17 protein-coding genes and 1 riboswitch are annotated in these 19,234 nt (G+C 71.2%); of the genes, 9 read left to right on the top strand and 8 right to left on the bottom strand.

Features of this window, described 5'->3' with window-relative positions; genetic code table 11:
* Positions 1-15: 15 nt before the first annotated feature.
* A riboswitch (SAM riboswitch) is annotated at positions 16-157 on the bottom strand.
* A 192-nt stretch (positions 158-349) separates the two neighbouring features.
* The gene (locus tag J5X86_RS04295) at positions 350-1,297 is read left to right on the top strand and encodes a glucosyl-3-phosphoglycerate synthase (RefSeq protein WP_208515422.1); all 948 of its coding nucleotides are present in this window, start codon (positions 350-352) and stop codon (positions 1,295-1,297) included.
* 148 nt (positions 1,298-1,445) lie between these two features.
* Positions 1,446-2,924: a trehalose-6-phosphate synthase gene (locus J5X86_RS04290; RefSeq protein WP_208515421.1), complete on the top strand. Its 1,479-nt coding sequence runs from the start codon at positions 1,446-1,448 to the stop codon at positions 2,922-2,924.
* Positions 2,925-2,999: 75 nt separating this feature from the next.
* On the opposite strand, the gene otsB is transcribed toward J5X86_RS04290, so the two are convergent.
* The 3 genes from otsB to J5X86_RS04275 form a co-directional block, all read right to left on the bottom strand.
* Entirely contained in the window at positions 3,000-3,854 is an 855-nt protein-coding gene (gene otsB / locus J5X86_RS04285; RefSeq protein WP_208515664.1) for a trehalose-phosphatase, read from the bottom strand.
* A gap of 156 nt (positions 3,855-4,010) precedes the next feature.
* On the bottom strand, positions 4,011-4,229 hold the full coding sequence (locus J5X86_RS04280; RefSeq protein WP_078647486.1) for a DUF3263 domain-containing protein: 219 nt from the start codon (positions 4,227-4,229) through the stop codon (positions 4,011-4,013).
* 146 nt (positions 4,230-4,375) lie between these two features.
* Positions 4,376-5,659, bottom strand: a complete 1,284-nt coding sequence (locus J5X86_RS04275) for an extracellular solute-binding protein (protein ID WP_208515420.1) — start codon at positions 5,657-5,659, stop codon at positions 4,376-4,378.
* 292 nt (positions 5,660-5,951) lie between these two features.
* Here J5X86_RS04275 and J5X86_RS04270 point away from each other — a divergent pair, with 292 nt between their 5' ends.
* The 3 genes from J5X86_RS04270 to J5X86_RS04260 all read left to right on the top strand — a co-directional run bounded on the left by J5X86_RS04270 (position 5,952) and on the right by J5X86_RS04260 (position 9,261).
* The gene (locus J5X86_RS04270; RefSeq protein ID WP_208515419.1) at positions 5,952-6,884 is read left to right on the top strand and encodes an ROK family protein; all 933 of its coding nucleotides are present in this window, start codon (positions 5,952-5,954) and stop codon (positions 6,882-6,884) included.
* Entirely contained in the window at positions 6,884-8,068 is a 1,185-nt protein-coding gene (gene nagA, locus J5X86_RS04265; protein WP_208515418.1) for an N-acetylglucosamine-6-phosphate deacetylase, read from the top strand. Before J5X86_RS04270 ends, nagA begins: the two co-directional genes overlap by 1 nt.
* Before the next feature lie 230 nt (positions 8,069-8,298).
* Positions 8,299-9,261 carry a 1-phosphofructokinase family hexose kinase gene (locus J5X86_RS04260; protein WP_208515417.1) on the top strand — a complete coding sequence of 321 codons (963 nt, stop codon included), beginning with the start codon at positions 8,299-8,301 and terminating at the stop codon, positions 9,259-9,261.
* Positions 9,262-9,354: 93 nt separating this feature from the next.
* On the opposite strand, the gene J5X86_RS04255 is transcribed toward J5X86_RS04260, so the two are convergent.
* The gene (locus J5X86_RS04255) at positions 9,355-10,353 is read right to left on the bottom strand and encodes a carbohydrate-binding protein (RefSeq protein ID WP_208515416.1); all 999 of its coding nucleotides are present in this window, start codon (positions 10,351-10,353) and stop codon (positions 9,355-9,357) included.
* A 320-nt stretch (positions 10,354-10,673) separates the two neighbouring features.
* Complete coding sequence (gene cdgB / locus J5X86_RS04250) at positions 10,674-12,362, bottom strand: diguanylate cyclase CdgB (RefSeq protein ID WP_078642103.1); 1,689 nt, start codon at positions 12,360-12,362, stop codon at positions 10,674-10,676.
* 404 nt (positions 12,363-12,766) lie between these two features.
* Between cdgB and J5X86_RS04245 the strand changes: the two genes are divergently transcribed.
* Entirely contained in the window at positions 12,767-13,267 is a 501-nt protein-coding gene (locus J5X86_RS04245) for a flavin reductase family protein (RefSeq protein WP_308124441.1), read from the top strand.
* Between the two features lie 106 nt (positions 13,268-13,373).
* Here J5X86_RS04245 and arfB read toward each other — a convergent pair whose 3' ends face one another.
* On the bottom strand, positions 13,374-13,802 hold the full coding sequence (arfB, locus tag J5X86_RS04240) for an alternative ribosome rescue aminoacyl-tRNA hydrolase ArfB (RefSeq protein ID WP_208515414.1): 429 nt from the start codon (positions 13,800-13,802) through the stop codon (positions 13,374-13,376).
* Between the two features lie 182 nt (positions 13,803-13,984).
* Between arfB and J5X86_RS04235 the strand changes: the two genes are divergently transcribed.
* Entirely contained in the window at positions 13,985-14,560 is a 576-nt protein-coding gene (locus J5X86_RS04235; RefSeq protein WP_059142734.1) for a TerD family protein, read from the top strand.
* Positions 14,561-14,665: 105 nt separating this feature from the next.
* Here J5X86_RS04235 and J5X86_RS04230 read toward each other — a convergent pair whose 3' ends face one another.
* Positions 14,666-15,262, bottom strand: coding sequence for a Uma2 family endonuclease (locus tag J5X86_RS04230; protein ID WP_078642106.1), 597 nt, complete (start codon positions 15,260-15,262; stop codon positions 14,666-14,668).
* 88 nt (positions 15,263-15,350) lie between these two features.
* Complete coding sequence (locus J5X86_RS04225; RefSeq protein WP_208515413.1) at positions 15,351-15,932, bottom strand: TetR/AcrR family transcriptional regulator; 582 nt, start codon at positions 15,930-15,932, stop codon at positions 15,351-15,353.
* A gap of 98 nt (positions 15,933-16,030) precedes the next feature.
* On the opposite strand from J5X86_RS04225, the gene J5X86_RS04220 reads away from it, so the two are divergent.
* Complete coding sequence (locus tag J5X86_RS04220) at positions 16,031-17,041, top strand: NAD(P)-dependent alcohol dehydrogenase (protein WP_208515412.1); 1,011 nt, start codon at positions 16,031-16,033, stop codon at positions 17,039-17,041.
* Between the two features lie 512 nt (positions 17,042-17,553).
* Positions 17,554-19,173 carry a M4 family metallopeptidase gene (locus J5X86_RS04215; RefSeq protein ID WP_208515411.1) on the top strand — a complete coding sequence of 540 codons (1,620 nt, stop codon included), beginning with the start codon at positions 17,554-17,556 and terminating at the stop codon, positions 19,171-19,173.
* The last annotated feature ends 61 nt before the right edge of the window (positions 19,174-19,234 follow it).

Genomic DNA, 19,234 nt, shown 5'->3' with positions numbered 1-19,234 from the left:
TGGCGAGGCCCTTTCTCCTCATCTTCCTCGCGACGCATTTCGCCACGAGACGGAATTGGCACCTTCCCGAGCTGGGAGCCTCGCTGCGGAATGCGAGATCAGCTGGAGGGTTGCCGGGGCTTCAACGGGCCGTTCCCTCTGCCCCTCTGGATGAGCGGTATGGCACCGGGCGGACCCGGGCGTTTGTCAGCACGGCATCATCACGGGCTTCCTCGGTAAACACCGAGGTCGACCCCGACATACGACGGCCATGCGCGTTGTTCAAGACTGTAACCGACGGCCCGGATGGTTGAGCTAGCCGTCCGATGCGCGAGATGGATCACAGCGACCACGGCAGGGAGAGACACAGGTGCTGGATGAGGTGGAGCGCTGGCTGAAGCACCGCTCCTGGTCGGCCGACGACCGGCCGCTGGACCGCCTGCTGGACGCGAAGCGGGGCTCGGCGACGACCCTGAGCGTGGTCCTGCCCGCCCTGAACGAGGAGGCCACGGTCGGCGAGATCGCCGCGACAATCCGCCGGGAGCTGATGGGCGAGGCGGCGCCGCTGGTGGACGAGCTGGTGGTGCTGGACTCCGGCTCGACGGACCGCACCGCCGAGGTCGCCGCGGCGGCGGGCGCCACCGTCGTCCCCCGCGACTCGCTGCTCCCCCGGCTGCCCGCGCTGCCCGGCAAGGGCGAGGTGCTGTGGCGGTCCCTGCTGGCCACGAGCGGCGACATCATCTGCTTCATCGACGCCGACCTGCGGGAATTCGATCCGCGCTTCGTCTCGGGGATCGTCGGTCCGCTGCTGACCGACCCCACGCTGCAGCTCGTGAAGGGCATGTACGACCGCCCACTCGGCGAGCTGGCGGGCCAGGGCGGCCGGGTCACCGAGCTGGTCGCCCGCCCGCTGCTGAATCTGCACTGGCCCCTGCTGGCCGGATTCGTCCAGCCGCTGGGCGGTGAGTACGCGGCGCGCCGCACGCTGCTGGAGCGGCTGCCCTTCCCGGTCGGCTACGGGGTCGAGCTGGGGCTGCTGGTCGACGCGCTGCACACGGTGGGTCTCGACGCGCTCGGCCAGGTGGACATCGGGGTGCGCAAACACCGCCACCAGGACGGGCTGGCGCTCGGCCGGATGGCGGCCGCGATCTACCGCACCGCGCAGCTGCGGCTGGCCCGGGGCCATTTGGTGCGGCCGCGGCTGACCCAGTTCGACCGGGGCGACAACGGCTTCGAGCCGCGCACCACGGCTGTGGACACCGAGGAGCGGCCGCCGATGATCGAGATACCGGAGTACGCGGAGCGGCGCGCGGCGTGACGCACCCGGGCGGCGCGGCGTGATGACCCCGGGACCCCGGCATCAGGCGATAGCCCCTACGGGGCGGAAACAGGCCGCCCCATACCGCCTACGGGGCAAGAAACCGTACGTACGTTTGCGCGGGGTCGCGGCTGGCTAGGCTCGCGACATGGCAGTTCCGCGCACCGCCCCGATCCTGGTCGCGTCCAACCGTGGTCCGGTCTCGTACACCCTGGGCGAGGACGGCTCGCTCACCGCCCGGCGCGGCGGTGGCGGGCTGGTCTCCGGCCTCAGCGCCATCGGCCCGGACGCGAACGCGGTGTGGGTGTGCGCGGCGCTCGGGGAGGGTGATCGCGAGGCGGCCCGGCGCGCCGGGGAAAACCATCTGAACCCCGGTGACACCGGCGGCCAGCAGGTGCGGATGCTCGACATCGCGCCGGATGTCTTCGCCGCCGCGTACAACGGCATCGCCAATTCGGTGCTGTGGTTCATCCACCATCTGCTCTACCAGACCCCGGTCGAGCCGGTCTTCGACGCGGAGTTCGCCGACCAGTGGGCGGCTTACGAGACCTATAACGCGGCCTTCGCGGACGCGCTCGCCGAGGAAGCGGTGGACGAGGCCGTCGTCCTGGTGCAGGACTACCACCTGGCGCTGGTGCCCGCGATGCTCCGCGAGCGGCGCCCCGACCTGCGGATCGGTCACTTCTCGCACACCCCCTGGGCCCCGCCGGACTACTACCGGCTGCTGCCGGACGACGTCGCGGCGGGTGTGCTGCGGGGCATCCTCGGCGGCGACCGCGCCGCGTTCCTCACCGAGCGCTGGGCCGGCGCCTTCGCCGACTGCTGCGCGGCCGTGCTGGGCGCGGAGATCGTCCGGGACGGCGACGGTGACGGTGACGGCAACGGCGACGGCCCGCCGACGGCCGTGCGCTTCGAGGGGCGGGAGACCCGACTGGGCGTCCACGGCCTGGGCGCGGACGCGGACTTCCTGCGGCAGCGGTCGCGGCAGGCCGATGTGGACGAACGGCTGAGCAATCTGCGGGCGCAGATCGGGCCGGACCGGAAGTCGATCGTCCGGGTGGACCGCACCGAGCTGTCCAAGAACATCGTGCGCGGGCTGCTGGCCTACCGGCGGCTGCTGGAGACCCACCCCGAGTGGCGGGAGCGCGTGGTGCATGTGGCCTTCGCCTACCCCTCCCGCCAGGACCTCTCGGTCTACCGCGACTACACCGAGCGGGTGCGGCGGCTCGCGGACGAGATCAACGCCGAGTACGGCACGGAGGGCTGGACCCCGGTCGCCCTGCATGTGAAGGACGACTTCGCACGGTCGCTGGCGGCCTACCGACTGGCGGACGTGGCGCTGGTCAACCCCATCCGGGACGGGATGAACCTGGTGGCCAAGGAGGTCCCGGTGGTCTCCGAGCGGGGATGTGCGCTGGTGCTGTCGCGGGAGGCGGGGGCGTACGCCGAGCTGGGCGACGACGCGCTGGTGGTGAACCCGTACGACGTGGAGGCCACGGCCCGGGCGCTGGACGAGGCGCTGCGCATGAGCGACGGCGAGCGCGCGGACCGTACGAAGCGACTCGCCGCCGCCGCGACCGCGCTGCCGCCCCAGGCATGGTTCCTGGCGCAGTTGCGGGCGCTGTAGGGGCGAGGGTTTCGCGGTGGCGGCGGGCTTCTGAGCCACGGACCTACGAGGTGACCGGCGCGGTCCGGGCGGGCTCTACGAAGCGTTGGCGCCGCTGACCGCGTCTGCCAGGGACGACAGCAGCTCCACCACGCCCGCCGGGCCGTCGACCACCAGGTCGGCCCGCTCGGCGAGTTCGGTCACCTCCGTGCTGCCGCTGCACACCAGCACCCCCGGCACACCCTCCTCGCGCAGCCGCTCCACCGCCGCGAACGCGGCCAGGTCGCCCAGGTCGTCGCCCGCATAGAGCACGGCTTCCGCGCCCGTCCGCCGTACGTACTCCGTGAGCGCGACGCCCTTGTCCATGCCAGGGGGCCGCAGCTCCAGCACCAGTCGGCCCGGCTCGACGATCAGCCCATGGCGCTCGGCCAGGGCGTGAAGCGGCGCGCGCAGCAGCTCGAACGTGGCCTGCGGGTCCTCGGCACGGCGGGTATGGACGGCGACGGCGCGGCCCTTGTCCTCGATCCAGGTGCCCTGCGAAGCGCCGTACTCATCGAGGACGGCGGGGAGTTCGGCCTGGACGGCGGCGACGCCGGGGTGCGGTTCGGGTGCCTGGACGGCGCCGCTCGCCGCGTCCCAGCGCTCGGCGCCGTAGAGACCGAGGACGACGAGCCCGTGCAGCCCCTCGGCCCCGGCGAACCCGCCGTACCGGACGGCGACCTCGGCCGGACGGCCGGTGATCACCGCGGCGGAGCGCAGCCACGGGGCCAGCCGGGAGAGCGCGGGGACGGCGCCGGGGTGGGCGCGGGCCCGGTCGGGGTCGGGGACGATCTCGGCGAGGGTGCCGTCGAAGTCGAGTCCGACGACGGCGCGGCCGGGCCGTTCGAGGAGGGCGGCGAGGCCCTCGCGTCCGACGGCGGTGGTAGGTACGGGGAGGGGGTGACTGCCCATAGCGCTGCCCATGGCGGTGACCCTACCGGGCCCGGCGGCACCACGGGCTTCCCCCGGGCGTCCCACCGGTGAACGGCGCAGGGAGGTCCCACCGGTGAACAGCTCCTAGCCGCCCCGTCGGTGAACCGCCCCGGCCATCCCTCCCCCCGATGGACGTCAGCGCCGTTCGCGGCGCTCGTCCCTGACCCGCCGCAGCCGGTTGACGGTCACCGGGTCGTGCTCCAGGGCCCTGGGGTCGTCCAGCAGCGCGTTCAGCAGTTGGTAGTAGCGGGTCGGGGAGATGCCCAGCCGCTCCCGTATCGCACGCTCCTTGGCGCCGGGGCCCGGCCAGCCGCGTCGCTCCACGGCGAGCACGGCCACGTCGCGGTCGGACAGCCCGTCACCCGGGTCCGGCTCCTGGTCCTGGTCCTGCCCCTCAGCCGGGCTCTCGACCCGGTCCCGGCCCCCGTCCTGCTCCCCGCCCCCGTCCCCGCCCTGGTCGGCAGGGTCGTCGGAAGGGCCGGGGGCGGGCGTGTCCACTGTCATGCCCCCGCATTCTCCATGGCGTCGGCCTCGCGCTGGATCTGGCCCAGCACGCTCGTCGGGTCGCCGCCCTTGGCCACGGTCGAGCCGATCTTCTGCTTGAACAGCTTGCTGACCTCCGCCCAGGAGGTCTTGTCGGCCGGGTAGAACTCGGCGCTCTCCAGCTCGTCGAGGAACCGCCACAGCCGCTTGTACTCACGGTCGCCGAGCATCGTCTGCTCGACGGCGGTGGTCACCGGCAGCAGGTCGTACTCGGTGACGAAGTCCAGCACGTTCTTCTCGGTGTAGACGAAGTCGAGGAACTTCCCGATCTCCTTACGGTGGCCGTTCTGCTTGAAGGCCATCAGCCAGTCGGCGACGCCCATCGTCGACGGGGACTTGCCCCTGCGGCCGGGCAGGGGCGCGGTGCCGTAGTTGATGCCGTGGCCGGACGCCTGCTGCATCAGGGTCGGGTGGCCGTTGAGCATGCCGACCTCGCCGCGGGTGAAGGCGTCGAAGGCGTCCTGCCGGTTGGTGCGGGCCGGGGAGCCGGGGCCGGTGAGGTCCGCGCCGACCAGTTCGTCCCGCAGCCATTCGAAGGTCTTGATGTTCGCGGAGGAGTCGATGGTGTAGCTGCCGTTGGTGTCGGTGTAGCCGCCACCGCCGCTGAGCATCCACATCATGGTCTCGGCCTGGCACTCCTCGGGGCCGAGCGGCAGCGCGTACGGGATCTTCACCCCGTCGGCCTTGAGCCGGACGGCCGCCTCCTTGAGCTCGTCCCAGCTCGTGGGGGCGGAGGATATACCGGCCTGGTCGAAGAGCTTCTTGTTGTAGAAGAGCAGCCGGGCGCTGGCCACGAACGGCACCCCGTACTGCACTCGCCGCACCTCGCCCGCATGGGCGATCGAGGTGATGAAACCGGCCTGGGTGGGGATGGCGAGCATCTCGTCGGCGCGGTAGAGCTTGCCCTGCGCGGCGTAGTCGGCGTACGCGCCGATCTGCGCGATGTCCGGGGCCTGACCGTTCTTGACCATCTCGGCGACGCGCCGGTCCACTTCGGTCCAGCTATAGACCTTGACCTCGACCTTGATCCCGCTGTTCTTGGCCTCGAAGGCCCGGGCCAGCTTGTTCCAGTACTTCTGGGAGCTGTTGGCGGTGCTGTCGCCGTAGTCGGCCGCGACCACCTTCAGCGTAGCGTCACCGTCCGAGCCGGAGCCGTCGCTGCCACAGGCCGTGAGCCCGGGTGTCGTCGTCACCGCCGCGACACCCGCCGTTGTCAAACCCAAGAACCGTCGCCGCTGCACCGCTGTTTTCCCACCCTATGGCTTGTTTCATCCTCCAGGGTCCTCCCCCGAGGTCGAGCGAGTCTGCCTTGCAAACCTCCACAAGGTCTACACCATGGGCATATCGCTTCGATATCGGTGGCTCACTTGCCCAGGTGAGCGGGCTGTTACACGCCAAAGTGCGATGTGTCACCCACTCACAAACGGAAGAGCAGGTTCATACCAACTCCCTTACCGGCAACGGCGTGATCTCCTGACGAGAAGCGGCGAGTGGACTAGACCTCTCATGGTGGATCGCGCGAGACTGTTCCATGTGAAACACGTCATCGCCCTGGATGTGGGCGGCACCGGCATGAAGGCCGCCCTGATCGGGGCGGACACCACACTCCTCCATGAGGCCAGGAGGCCCACCGAGCGGGAGCGCGGACCCGAGGCGGTCGTCGCAGCGATCCTCGACTTCGCCGCCGAGCTGCGCGAGATCGGCGAGCGACGGTTCGGCGGGCCCGCGGTGGCCGCGGGGGTCGGCGTGCCCGGGGTCCTGGACGAGGGCCGCGGGGTGGCCGTCTTCGCCGCCAACCTCGGCTGGAGCGACGTCCCGCTGCGCGCGCTGCTCACCGAGCGGCTGGGCGGGATCCCGGTCGCGCTCGGGCACGACGTCCGGATGGGCGGGCTGGCCGAGGGGCGGATAGGAGCGGGCGAGGGCGCGCGGCGCTTCCTGTTCGTATCCGTCGGCACCGGCATCGCGGGCGCCATCGGCATCGACGGGCGGATCGACCCCGGAGCGCACGGTTCCTCCGGCGAGATCGGCCATATCGTCGTCCGGCCGGGCGGCCCCGCCTGCGGCTGCGGTCAGTCCGGCTGCCTGGAGACGCTCGCCTCGGCGGCGGCGGTGGGCCGCGCCTGGGCCGGTGCGAGCGGTGATCCGGCGGCCGACGCCGCCGACTGCGCCAAGGCCGTCCGGTCCGGCGATCCGAGGGCCGTGGCCGTATGGGGGGAGATGGTGAGCGCGCTCGCCGACGGTCTGGTGACCGGCCTCACCCTGCTGGACCCCGGTGTGCTGATCGTCGGCGGTGGGCTGGCCGAGGCCGGGGAAACCCTGTTCGCGCCGCTGCGCACCGCGGTCGAGGAGCGGCTCACCTTCCAGCAGCTTCCCCGAATCGTCCCGGCGGCCCTCGGGGACACCGCCGGCTGCCTGGGCGCGGGTCTGCTCGCCTGGGATCGACTCTCCACGGAGGTAACCGCCTGATGGTCCAGCGAACGGTTCTCACAGGCGCCCGGGTGGTCCTGCCGGGAGGCGTGGTCGACAACGGGCGGGTGACGGTCGAAGGCACGCGCATCACCGCGGCGGGGCCGGCGGCGGATACCGCGCCCGGCCACGGCGAGGCGGCAGTGGAGGCGCTCGACCTGCCGGGCCGCTGGATCGTCCCCGGCTTCATGGACCTGCATGTGCACGGCGGCGGCGGTGCCTCGTTCTCGGCGGGCACCCCCGAGGAGTCGCTGACCGCCATCCGTACGCACCGGCTGCACGGCACCACCACGATGCTCGCCTCCACTGTCACGGGCGATCTGGACGACCTCGCCCGGCAGGCCGCCGTCCTCTCGGAGCTGGTGGAGCAGGGCGAGTTGGCGGGCATCCACTTCGAGGGGCCGTTCATCTCCCCCCACCGCTGCGGCGCCCACCAGCCGTCGCTGCTGCGCGCGCCCGATCCGGCGGATGTGCGCAAACTGGTGGACGCGGCGCGCGGCACCGCGCGGATGATGACCCTCGCCCCCGAACTGCCGGGCGGGCTGGAGTCCGTACGGCTGCTGGCCGACAGCGGAGTCCTCGCGGCCGTCGGCCACACCGACTCGACGTACGAGGCGACGCGGGAGGCCGTCGAGGCGGGCGCGACCGTGGCGACCCACCTGTTCAACGCGATGCCGTCGCTGCTGCACCGCGCCCCCGGCCCGATCGCCGCGCTGCTGGAGGACGAGCGGGTCACCATCGAGCTGATCAACGACGGCACGCATCTGCACCCCGCCATGCTGGAGCTGGCGTTCCACCGGGCGGGCGCGGACCGGGTCGCCTTCATCACCGACGCGATGGGCGCGGCGGGCATGAACGACGGGCGCTATCCGCTCGGCCCGATGGAGGTCGAGGTCAAGGACGGCGTCGCGCGGATCAGCGACGGGCCGACGGCCGGCTCCATCGCGGGCTCCACCCTCACCCTGGACCGTGCCTTCCAGCGGGCCGTCACGATCGACGGGCTCAGCGTCGAGCAGACCGTAAGGGCGCTGTCCGCGACCCCCGCCCGGCTGCTGGGCATCGCCGACCGGGTGGGCTCGCTCGAGGTGGGCAAGGACGCGGATCTCGTCGTGCTCGACGACGACTTCCGGCTGCGGGGCGTGATGCGCCGGGGCGGCTGGGTGGTCCATCCCGAACCGAGCTGAAATGCCCTGATTTCAGGCGGCGATGACGGTGACCGGAACGACACGGAGGTCTGGGCCGAAGCCACTCGTTTTGGCATGATCGCTCGGGCACGGGCATCGCATGAGTGCGGGCACGGGCACAGGCATGAGTGCGGGCTCGGGCCCAGGCACGGGCACGCACGGCTCGGCACACAGTCGCGTTCAGCACAGGAATCTCCGTCCGGCGGGGGGACGGGAGAGGGGATGCCAGGGTGATCCTCACGGTCACGCTCAACGCCGCCCTCGACGTCACCTACCGGGTGCCAGAACTGCGTCCGCACACCACCCACCGCGTCACCGAGGTCACCGAACGGCCCGGCGGCAAGGGCCTCAACGTGGCCCGGGTGCTGGCCGCCCTGGGCCACGACACCGTCGTCACCGGCCTCGTCGGTGGGGTCACCGGCGCGGTGCTGCGGCAACTGCTCGGCAAAATCGCCGTGCCCCGCACCGGCCCCAAGGCACCGCACGGAACGATCACCGACGCACTGGTCCCGATCGCCGGGACCACCCGGCGCACCATCGGCGTCGTGGACGCCACCACGGGCGACACCACCCAGCTCAACGAGCCCGGCCCGATCGTCACCACCCCCGAGTGGTCCACCTTCATGGACGCTTACGGCCGGCTGCTGCGCGAGGCGTCGGCGGTCGCACTGTGCGGCAGCCTGCCACCCGGGGTCCCCGTCGGGACGTACGCCCAGCTCATCCGGGAGGCGCATGCGGCGGGCGTGCCCACCCTGCTGGACACCAGCGGCGAACCGCTGCGCCGGGGCATCGCCGCCCGCCCCCATCTCGTCAAGCCCAACATCGATGAGCTCGCCGGGCTCACCGGCTCCACCGACCCGCTGCGCGCCGCGCGCGACGCCCGGCGGCGCGGGGCGCGCGCGGTGGCCGCCTCGCTCGGCCCGCACGGCATGCTCGCGGTCACCGCCCACGGCGCCTGGCGCGCCGCCCCGCCGCGCCGACTGGCGGGCAATCCGACCGGGGCCGGGGACGCGGCGGTCGCGGGGCTGCTGTCCGGGCTGGTCGAGGAGGCGCCGTGGCCGGACCGGCTCGCCCGCGCGGTGGCCCTGTCGGCGGCGGCCGTACGGGCCCCGGTGGCGGGCGAGTTCGACCGGGCGGTCTACGACGAGGTGCTGGCGGGAGTCGAGGTGACGGAGTACCCGGCGGCGGCGTGAGGCCGCCGCGAGCACCGCCGTACGTTCAAAAGCCCCGCACCCTCTTGGGACCCCGGCGACCTCTCCGGGGCCCCGACCCTTGGCAGTACGGGCCTAGCCCTTGGCCTTGTCCAGCCGCATCTGGTCGATGTTGGCGTTGCACTTGTCGCCGTTCTCACACGACACGGTGATCGTGTTGGTGCCCTTGCTGAGCTGGACGATCGACCAGGTCTCCGTCCAGCCCTTCTCGAAGTCACCCTTCGGCGCGCCCGCGAAGTTCTTCATGTTGAGCGGCCGCGCCTCCTTCTTGCCGTTGATCGTCAGCGACATGCTCTGGTCCTCGCCGGGCACGCCGTACGTGACGTACAGCCGGTACGACTTCGCCTTGTCCACGTCCACGCTCCAGGTCGCGGACGCGCCCGGGGCGTTGACGCCGACGTAGGAGCCGCCGTCGGCCTTGGCGCCCTGGATGGCGCTCGCGGCGGCCGCGCCGCCGGTCAGCCGCATCTTGGCGGCGTCCTCGGTGGGCAGATTCTCGTCCGGGGCCTTGGAGGGCCCGGAGGACTCGCCGGGCCCGACGCTGGAGCCCGCCGTGGGCTGGTTCGTCGGATCGGTCTGGTCGTCCTTCTTGTCGTCACCGTTGGTGATCATGGCGACGCCGATGCCCACGATGACCACCGCGACCACGGCCATCGCACCGACCAGCAGCCCCTTGTTGTTGGGGCCCCGGCCGCCTCCCCCATGGCCGCCGTGCGGGACGGCCGCACCGGGCTGGCGGGGTGCCCCGCCGGGCAGCGTCTCGGGGGCGGCGTAGTGGGCGTTCTGCCGACCGTAGCCGCCCTGCTGCTGGCCGTACCCCTGCGGCGGCTGGTTCGGGATCTGCTGGCCGTAGTTGCGCTCGCCCACCGCACGGACCTGGTTGTAGGAGGTGCGGGGGACCCCTGGCTGAGCCGGACCTGGATAGCCGTAGCCACCGGTGCGGGGGGCGGCACCCGGCTGACCCGGCTGGCCCGACTGACCGCCCTGGTCCCCCTGGTCCCCTTCCGAGCGGTACAGGTAGGCGAACGGGTCGTCGTTCTCCGGTGTGCCCGAGCCGTTGTTGCCGGCCGTCATCCCTCGTCACTCCCCTATGCATATGGCCATCGGCGCAGGATCAGAACGCGCCACGACAGCTCATATCAGGGTCGAGAGGGCCTCAACAGGGCGTGTGCTGTCCGGATGGCCAATATTCACGATCGGTTCACTGTCGGCGGCAGGGCCGCATCGGCGCAGCCTACCGCGACCGACCGCTCCCACACCTCATTCGGCCGGTCGGTGCACCCCTCCTACCCCCCGACATATCTCACAACCACCCACCGGCACATCTCACAACCGCCCGGCCGCACGGCCACGCCCACACACCCGCACAGTCACGCCCGCATGACCCGCACACCTCATCCGGCCCGGCGGCGCTCCTTGGAGCGGGACCGCTTCTCGATGTACATCCGCTGGTCGGCGGAGTGCAGCACCTCTTCGGCCGACATTCCGCAGCCCGCCCAGCCGATGCCGAAGCTGGCACCCACCCGGACGGCCCGGCCGTCGACCCGGATGGGTGGGGTGATCGCGTTGCGCAGCCGCACCGCCAGGTCCTGGGCGTCGGCCCGGCCGAGGCCGTCGGCGAGGACGACGAATTCGTCACCGCCGAGGCGGGCGACCGTATCCCCTTCCCGCACGCCGTTGGTCAGCCGGCGGGCGACCTCGATGAGCACGGCGTCGCCCGCGTGGTGCCCGAAGCGGTCGTTGATGGACTTGAAGCCGTCGAGGTCGCAGAAGAGCACCGCGAGCCCCTTATGGCCGTCGTCGGCGTTGGAGTCCTCGTTGGGCGGGATGGTGTGCACATGGCCGTCGAACGGGACGCTCTCGGCGGGAGGCGGAGTGCCGAAGCACTCGAAGTCGTCGAAGCCGTGCAGATGTCCCGCCGCGTCGACATAGACCCCGCCGCCACCCGCGCCGTCGGGCGAGGCGGCCTCGTCGTCGTAGCCCCCGCCCGGCCGGGGCGGGGTGGCGCACAGCCGGGCGGCGAGCCGGGCGCGCAGCTCGGCGCTGTTGGGCAGGCCGGTCAGGGAGTCGTGGCTGGCCCGGTGGGCGAGCTGCAGCTCATGGCGCTTGCGCTCCTCGATGTCCTCGACATGGGTGAGCAGGAAGCGCGGGCCGTCGGCGGCGTCGGCCACCACCGAGTTGCGCAGCGAGACCCAGACATACGAACCGTCGCGGCGGGCCAGGCGCAGCTCGGCGCGACCGCCCTCGGCGGAGGTGCGCAGCAGGGTGCCGATGTCCTCGGGGTGGACGAGGTCGGAGAAGGAGAAGCGGCGCATCGCGGAGGCGGGACGGCCCAGCAGCCGGCACAGGGCGTCGTTGGTGCGCAGCAGCCGGCCGTGCTGATCGCCGCCCATCTCGGCGATGGCCATACCGCTGGGCGCGTACTCGAACGCCTGCCGGAAGGACTCCTCGCTGGCGCGCAGCGCCTGCTGCTCGCGCTCCAGGCGCAGCAGGGCGCGCTGCATATTGCCGCGCAGCCGGGCGTTGCCGATCGCGACGGCGGCGTGGAAGGCGTACATCTGGAGGGCCTCGCGGCCCCAGGCGCCGGGGCGGCGGCCGTTGCGCGGTTTGTCGACGGAGATGACGCCGATGAGCTCGCCGCCGGAGGCGCCCGCCGCGTAGAGCGGGGCGAACAGGCGGTCCATGGGGTGCCATTCGTCGGGAAAGCGGGGCGCGGGGCCCGGGGTGTGCCACTGCGGGACGTCGTCGTCGTCGAGGACCCAGCCCTCGCTGTACGGGATGAAGCGCAGATCGCCCCAGCGGTCGCCCATGGACAGCCGGCGCTCCCAGGAGCAGCGGGAGCCGACCCGCCCGGCCATGAGCGCCTCGGCCCCGGCGCTGCCGCCGACGGCGGCGACGACGAGGTCTCCGTCGGGGCGGACGAGATTGACTGCCGACAGCTCGAACCCGAGTCCGGCGATGACGCCGTCGGCGACGGCCTGAAGCGTGTCGGCGAGGCTGCGGGCGGTGTTCAGATCGGCGACTACCTGGTGCAGCTGCCGCAGTGTCGCAAGGCGGATGTACGGCTCCGACTCGGTCTCCATCGATCGCACTCCCCCGAGACCTCGACAGCAAACTCCTGGCGTCTTGTCGTCCGATTGCCACGGCCACTGAATCACAGCGAGCTGTTCACTCGGTACACAGGGTCAACAATTACTGCCTGCTGTGACTCATGTCACAGAACGTATTCACTTCTTTAACAGAGGGGGTGGGAGCGCTCCAAGTTTTTGTGAACGCAAATTCCGGAACGGCGATACCTGGCCATGCAAGGCGACCGCCCGAACAGCCCGAACACCCTCCCATCGACGCCCGGCCTACGGCCGACGGCCTAAGCCCGCCATGGTCCCCGGGCCCGATGCGGGGAGGGGACGGGGGCGGTTAGCGTCGAGGGGTGTTCCCGACGACTCCTTCCAGTCCAGCCGAGCCCGCCGTCCCCCATGCTGGTGGGGTGAGTGAGGACGAGTTCCGTGCCGCGCTGTCACGGCTCACCGCGGGCGTGGTGCTGGTGACCGCGCATGACCCGGAGGAGGGGCCGCGCGGCGAGGACGTCGGCATGACGGCCACCGCGTTCATGTCAGTGTCACTTGACCCGCCGCTGGTGATGGTGAGCGTTCGCAACGGTTCGCGGATGGACGAGCTGCTGGAGCGACAGCCGCATTGGGCGGTATCGGTCCTGTCGGAAGGTCAGCGACACATTGCAGGACGATTCGCCATGAAGGGGCGCATCAGCGACAGGTTGCTGTTCGAGGACATGCCCGTGGTGCGGGGCGAGCACACGGACGCCCCGCTCGCGGTGGGCGCGCTGGCGATGCTGGAGTGCCGCACCGAGCAGCGGGTGACGGCCGGGGACCACACGCTGGTGGTGGCGCGGGTGCTCGCCGCGGCGGCACCGGCCGCGGAGGGCGGGCCGCTGACGTATTTCAGGGGGCGCTATCGGGCGCTGGGGTGAGGGCGCCAGGGGGTGGAGGCCGAAAAGTAAGGAGCCGCGAGTCCGGTCGGCCCGGTTCCGGTCGGCCCGCCGGTCGGCTCGGCCCCAGTCGGCCCCGGGCCCGGTGCTACGTCCAGCCCCGCCCCGTACGCCCCCGCTTGACGTCACTGCGCTGCTTCTTCTCTCGCAACCGCCGCTCGTTGAGGCCCCGGGGGATCCGGGTGGGGCGGCGCGGTTTGGGCGGTGGCGCGGTCGCCTCCGCGAGCAGCGATGCGAGCCTTACGGCGGCCGTCTCGCGGTTGCGCCACTGCGAACGGTGCTCGGCGGCCCGTACGGCCACCACCCCGTCCACCAGCCGGCCCGCCAGCCGCTCCAGCGCGCGCTCCTTCCACACGGGCGGCAGCGCCTCGGTGCGGGCGAGGTCGAAGCGCAGCTCGACCCGGCTGTCGCTGGTGTTGACGTGCTGTCCACCGGGCCCGGAGGACCGCGAGAAACGCCACATCAGCTCGGCCTCCGGCAAGGAGACGGAACCTCGGATGACATAGGGCGCGGGCATGCGTCCATGGTCGCCTGCCGACCCCGGCGGCGTCATCCGGTTATCTCGTCACACCGCCGCATCAGGGTTTGGCAAAGAAAGTAAAGGGAGCTGGAACCTGTCGGGCTGTTCGTGGCGTTGTGGAGGGTGACGACGGCTTCGCCCGTCGCCTCGAATCATCGAGACCACGAAAGGGACTCCCCATGGCTGTAAGCCTGTCCAAGGGCGGCAACGTCTCGCTCACCAAGGAGGCACCGGGCCTGACCGCCGTCACGGTCGGCCTCGGCTGGGACGTCCGCACCACCACGGGCACCGACTTCGACCTCGACGCGAGTGCCATCGCCGTGAACGCGAACGGCAAGGTCTACTCCGACCAGCACTTCGTGTTCTTCAACAACAAGTCCACGCCGGACCAGACCATCGTCCACACCGGTGACAACGTCACCGGCCAGGGCGAGGGCGACGACGAGCAGATCAACGTCAACCTGGCCGGTCTGCCGGCCGACGTGGAGAAGATCGTCTTCCCGGTCTCGATCTACGACGCCGAGTCCCGCAGCCAGAACTTCGGCCAGGTGCGGAACGCGTTCATCCGCATCGTCAACCAGGCCGGCGGCACCGAGATCGCCCGCTACGACCTGAGCGAGGACGCCGCGACCGAGACCGCCATGGTCTTCGGCGAGCTGTACCGCAACGGCGCGGAGTGGAAGTTCCGTGCCGTGGGCCAGGGCTACGCCGCCGGTCTCGTGGGCATCGCCCAGGACTTCGGCGTCAACGTCTGAGGTTTCACCGGCGCGGAAACACTGAGGGCCGCCCCACACCAGGGGCGGCCCTCGCCATATCGGCGCCCATAAGGCGCTCATAAGGCCCTTATAAGGGGAACGGGGTCAGAACTCGCTGGTGTCCAGGTCGAACCCGAGCGGTTCGGGCAGCGACAGCGGCTGGGAGATGTCGACCTCGACCTTGCGGGTGTACCTCTTCCCGGCGGGCAGGGAGTGCAGTACGGCCTGGTTCCGTTCCCGGTCGATCAGCAGGTAGAACGGAATGCCCGCCGCCGCGTAGCCCCGCAGCTTGGGCCCCCGGTCGTTGTCGGCGGTCGAATGCGAGGTGACCTCGCCGACGAGCATCACCGCGCCGGGGTCGTGGTACTCCAAGGAGTCGTCAAAGCTCCCCTTGGGCGCGATGACGATATCCGGGACAACCTTGCCGGTGGCCGAAGCTCCAGGAACGAGGAGCCCAAGCCCGGTACGTGTCCGCAATTCCTTGTTCGTACGACGGCTGGTCACCTGGTCCGCAACCTCGGACACAATCTCTTCGTGCTCACCGTTAGCGGGAGGCACCACGTGGATTTCTCCTTCGATCAGTTCCACGCGCCATCCCTCGGGGGCTGCCGCGCTCAACGCCACGAAGGCTTCCTCGACCGATGAAGCGGTGCTCTCGCCACTGTCCGTGCGCGCTTCGCGCTCGGGGGCCGTCAGTGCCACGGTGGACCTCCTTCGTACGGAGCGATGCTTCCAGCGTAGGCGAGCGGTCTCGGACGGCCCGGCCCGTAGCCACCCTTTCGGAGGACGATCAGCCCCGCGCGCCGAAGGCGCCCGAGACCGCCTGGGAGAGGGCCTGCTTGCGGCGGTCGTGGGCCGCGGGCGGGTCGTCCGGGGCGGCTGTGGCGGAGAGCCCGGAGGCGGACCAGGTCAGGGCCATGGCGAGCAGCAGTGCGAGGACGTCCTGGGGGTCCATCGAGGCGGTGACCCGGCCGTCGCGCTGGGCATCGGCGATCGCCTGGAGTTTGGTGGCGACATTGGCCGATGACTCGGTCACCAGATTGTCGGTGGCCACTCCTTCGAGCCTCGCCCAGGTGGCCAGGCGGATCAGCTCCGGGCGTTCCACGGCGGTGTCGTACAGCCGCACGGCGTACTGGGGGAGGTCGTCGGCCGTGAACGGCACGGAGTCGACGACGGCGTCGGCGTGGAGGCGGAAGACGGCCCCGAAGAGGCCGAGCTTGTCTCCGAAGTAGGCATAGAGCTGCGCCTTGTTGATGCCCGCGGCGGCCGCGATGCGGTCGACCCGGGCGCCCGCGATGCCATGGGCGGCGAAGTCGGCGGTGGCCGCGTCGAGCAGGCGGCGGCGGGTGGCATCACTTTTCCGGGGAGACACGGGGCTCAGGTTACCAACTGGTTAGTTGCCAACGCGGGCGCTGCCACGTAGCGTACAAAAAACCAACCAACTAGTTAGTTAGAAACGAGGTGGGGCGCATGACCGTGCGCGCATACGCGGTGGAGCGGGCCGGTGGCCCTGTTCAGCGGCTCGAGTACGCGCCGGAGCCCCTGGGACCCCTGGAGGTCGACGTCGCCGTGACGCACTGCGGTGTCTGCCAGACCGACGTCGCCATGGTCGACGACGCGCACGGCATCTCCCGGTTCCCGCTGGTCGCGGGCCATGAGTCGGTCGGCGTGATCGAGGCCGTGGGCAGCGCCGTCGACGGCAGGCAGCTTGCCGTCGGCCAGCGGGTGGGCGTCGGCGCGGTGGCGGGGGCGTGCTTCGCCTGCGAGTGGTGCCTCAGCGGTCGGCAGTATCTGTGCGCGGACAAGGACGACACGGTCCTGCGCGGCGACCGCGGCGCGTTCGCCACCCGGGTGCGGGCGAGCGACTGGCGGTATGTCCAGCCGATCCCCGACTCCCTCGCCTCCGAGCACGCGGCGCCGCTCCTGTGCGCCGGGATCACCGTGTTCTCGGCGATCACGCGGAACGGGGTCCGGCCCACCGACCGGGTCGCCGTGGTGGGGGTGGGCGGTCTGGGCCACCTCGCGATCCAGTTCCTCGCCAAGTGGGGCTGCCAGGTGACCGCCATCTCCTCGACGGCGGCGAAGGCGGACGACAGCCGCCGGTTCGGCGCCCATGAGTTCGTCGCCGCGGAGGAGGGGCTTCAGCGGGTCTCGGGCTCGTTCGACTTCATCCTCTCGACCGTCTCGGCCGACCTGCCGTGGGACGCGTATCTCGCGGCGCTGCGCCCGCAGGGGACGCTGTGCGTGGTCGGCGTTCCCCACGGGCCTTTCGGCTTCCACCCGTTGAGCCTTCTGCTGGGCGAGAAGCGGCTCGTCGGCGGCCTCGTGGGAGCACCGGCGGAGAACCGGCAGATGCTGGACTTCGCGGCGCGGCACGGCATCCGCCCGGCCGTCGAGACCTTCCCGGTCGCGCGCCTGGACGAGGCGCTCGACCATGTCCGCCACGGACGCGCGCGCTACCGCGCGGTGTTGGAGTTCTGAGCTCCCCCCGTCGCCCGGTCGAGCGGTGGGACGGTGCCGGTGCCGGTGCCCGTGGTGAGGGTGTTACGCGCCGTTCGGCACACAGATCGTCTTCTCGTCGCGTACACAGCAACGCCGCCCTCCGCGCCCGCCGACCGGCCCGCCGCGCTCGCCACCTGGGCGATTGGCCGGTACCGGCCCCCGGAACGGCCGGATGCACCAACACGACGGGGGCATGACGTAGCGGCATAAGTCGGCATCAAACCGCTGTTGTTGCCTCATGCCTCGCTGACCGAATTCGCCCCCACTTGAACAACGTCGAGTCAAATTCTTGTTACGCGCCTACCCGAATCGATCGTTCGATGACAATCTCTGGTCGGCCCGCTGCGCGTCCTCTGACTCCGCAGTAGGGCCCTCTCGCACCACTATGTGCACCACTCGCACCACTCCTGCTCGACCGGACGGCCCACCCATAGCCGTCCGTACCCCCTACACAGGGCCGCGACCCGGCGGCCCCAAGGCAAGGAGACCGAGTGAGACCCATCGCTTCCTCCCCCCGTAAGAAGACCGTCCGCGTGGCGGCGCTCGTCGCCTCCGCCGCCATGGTCGTCATCGGTGTGCAGTCCGGCCAGGCCAGCGCCCAGCCGGAGCGCTCCCGCGAGGCGGGCGCCACGGCGCTTCCGCTGACCGCCACCGAGCGCGCCACCGCGATCAAGGCGGCCCAGGCCGACGCCTCCGCGCAGGCCGAGTCCCTCGGACTCGGGGCCAAGGAGAAGCTCCTCGTCCGCGACGTCATCAAGGACGCGGACGGAACCGTTCACACCCGCTACGAGCGCACCTACGCGGGGCTGCCGGTCCTCGGCGGCGACCTGGTCGTCCACGAGAAGACCAGCGGCGCGCGCTCCGTCAACAAGGCCACCGGCACCCGGATAGCGGTCAAGAGCACCGACGCCGCCGTGACCCCCGGGGCCGCTTCCGGCACCGCGCTGAAGGCCGCGCCGAAGGCGACCACCGGCGAGAAGGCCAAGTCGCCGCGGAAGGTGGTCTGGGCGGCCACCGGCAAGCCCGTCCTGGCCTGGGAGACCGTCGTCACCGGGACGCAGGCCGACGGCACCCCGAGCGAGCTGCACGTCGTCACCGACGCCACCACGGGCGCGAAGCTGTCCCAGTGGGAGGGCGTCGAGACCGGCACCGGCACCAGCAAGTACAGCGGCACGGTGCCCCTGGGCACCACCAAGAGCGGCTCCACCTACAGCCTCACGGACTCCACCCGTGGCAACCACAAGACCTATGACCTGAACCAGGGCAGCTCGGGAACCGGCACCCTGTTCACCGACGCGGACGACGTATGGGGCGGCGGGCGCCAGACCGCCGGCGTCGACGCGCACTACGGCGCGGCCGAGACCTGGGACTTCTACAAGGAGTTCCTGGGCCGCAACGGCATCAAGAACAACGGCGTGGGCTCGTACTCCCGCGTCCACTACGGCAACAGCTACGTGAACGCCTTCTGGCAGGACTCCTGCTTCTGCATGACCTACGGCGACGGCTCGGGCAACGCCAACGCGCTGACCGCGATGGACGTGGCCGGCCACGAGATGAGCCACGGCGTGACCGCGGCCACCGCCAACCTCAACTACGCCGGTGAGCCCGGCGGCCTCAACGAGGCCACCTCCGACATCATGGCCACCGCGGTGGAGTTCTACTCGGGCAACTCCGCGGACGTCGGTGACTACCTCATCGGCGAGAAGATCAACATCAATGGCGACGGCACCCCGCTGCGCTACCAGGACAAGCCCAGCAAGGACGGCGCGTCCAAGGACTACTGGTCCTCGACGCTCGGCAACATCGACGTCCACTACTCCTCCGGTCCCGCCAACCACTTCTTCTACCTGCTGTCCGAGGGCAGCGGCGCGAAGGTCATCAACGGCGTGAGCTACAACAGCCCGACCTACGACGGCTCGACCGTCACCGCGATCGGCCGGGACAAGGCCATCAAGATCTGGTACCGGGCCCTGACCACGTACTGGACCTCGACGACCAAGTACGCGGGCGCCCGCACCGGCACTCTCAGTGCCGCGGCCGACCTCTACGGCTCCAGCTCCACCGAGTACAAGGCGGTCGCCGCCGCCTGGACCGCGATCAACGTGAAGTAAGCCCCGAAGGATGCCCGGACGGGCCGCACCGGGGAACACCGGTGCGGCCCGTTCCGGGCGT

It is taken from the genome of Streptomyces sp. NEAU-YJ-81, from assembly GCF_017592595.1.
In the GTDB taxonomy this organism is placed as follows: Bacteria; Actinomycetota; Actinomycetes; order Streptomycetales; family Streptomycetaceae; genus Streptomyces; species Streptomyces hygroscopicus_B.
This window is presented reverse-complemented; position numbering and strand designations above follow the sequence as displayed.

Bases quoted from the DNA above. Each gene is read 5' to 3' on its own strand.
- J5X86_RS04255 (WP_208515416.1), bottom strand. From the start codon at position 10,353: ATGACGGCCGGCAACAACGGCTCGGGCACACCGGAGAACGACGACCCG.
- cdgB (WP_078642103.1), bottom strand. From the start codon at position 12,362: ATGGAGACCGAGTCGGAGCCGTACATCCGCCTTGCGACACTGCGGCAG.
- arfB (WP_208515414.1), bottom strand. From the start codon at position 13,802: ATGCCCGCGCCCTATGTCATCCGAGGTTCCGTCTCCTTGCCGGAGGCC.
- nagA (WP_208515418.1), top strand. From the start codon at position 6,884: ATGGTCCAGCGAACGGTTCTCACAGGCGCCCGGGTGGTCCTGCCGGGA.
- J5X86_RS04290 (WP_208515421.1), top strand. From the start codon at position 1,446: ATGGCAGTTCCGCGCACCGCCCCGATCCTGGTCGCGTCCAACCGTGGT.
- otsB (WP_208515664.1), bottom strand. From the start codon at position 3,854: ATGGGCAGTCACCCCCTCCCCGTACCTACCACCGCCGTCGGACGCGAG.
- J5X86_RS04235 (WP_059142734.1), top strand. From the start codon at position 13,985: ATGGCTGTAAGCCTGTCCAAGGGCGGCAACGTCTCGCTCACCAAGGAG.
- J5X86_RS04220 (WP_208515412.1), top strand. From the start codon at position 16,031: ATGACCGTGCGCGCATACGCGGTGGAGCGGGCCGGTGGCCCTGTTCAG.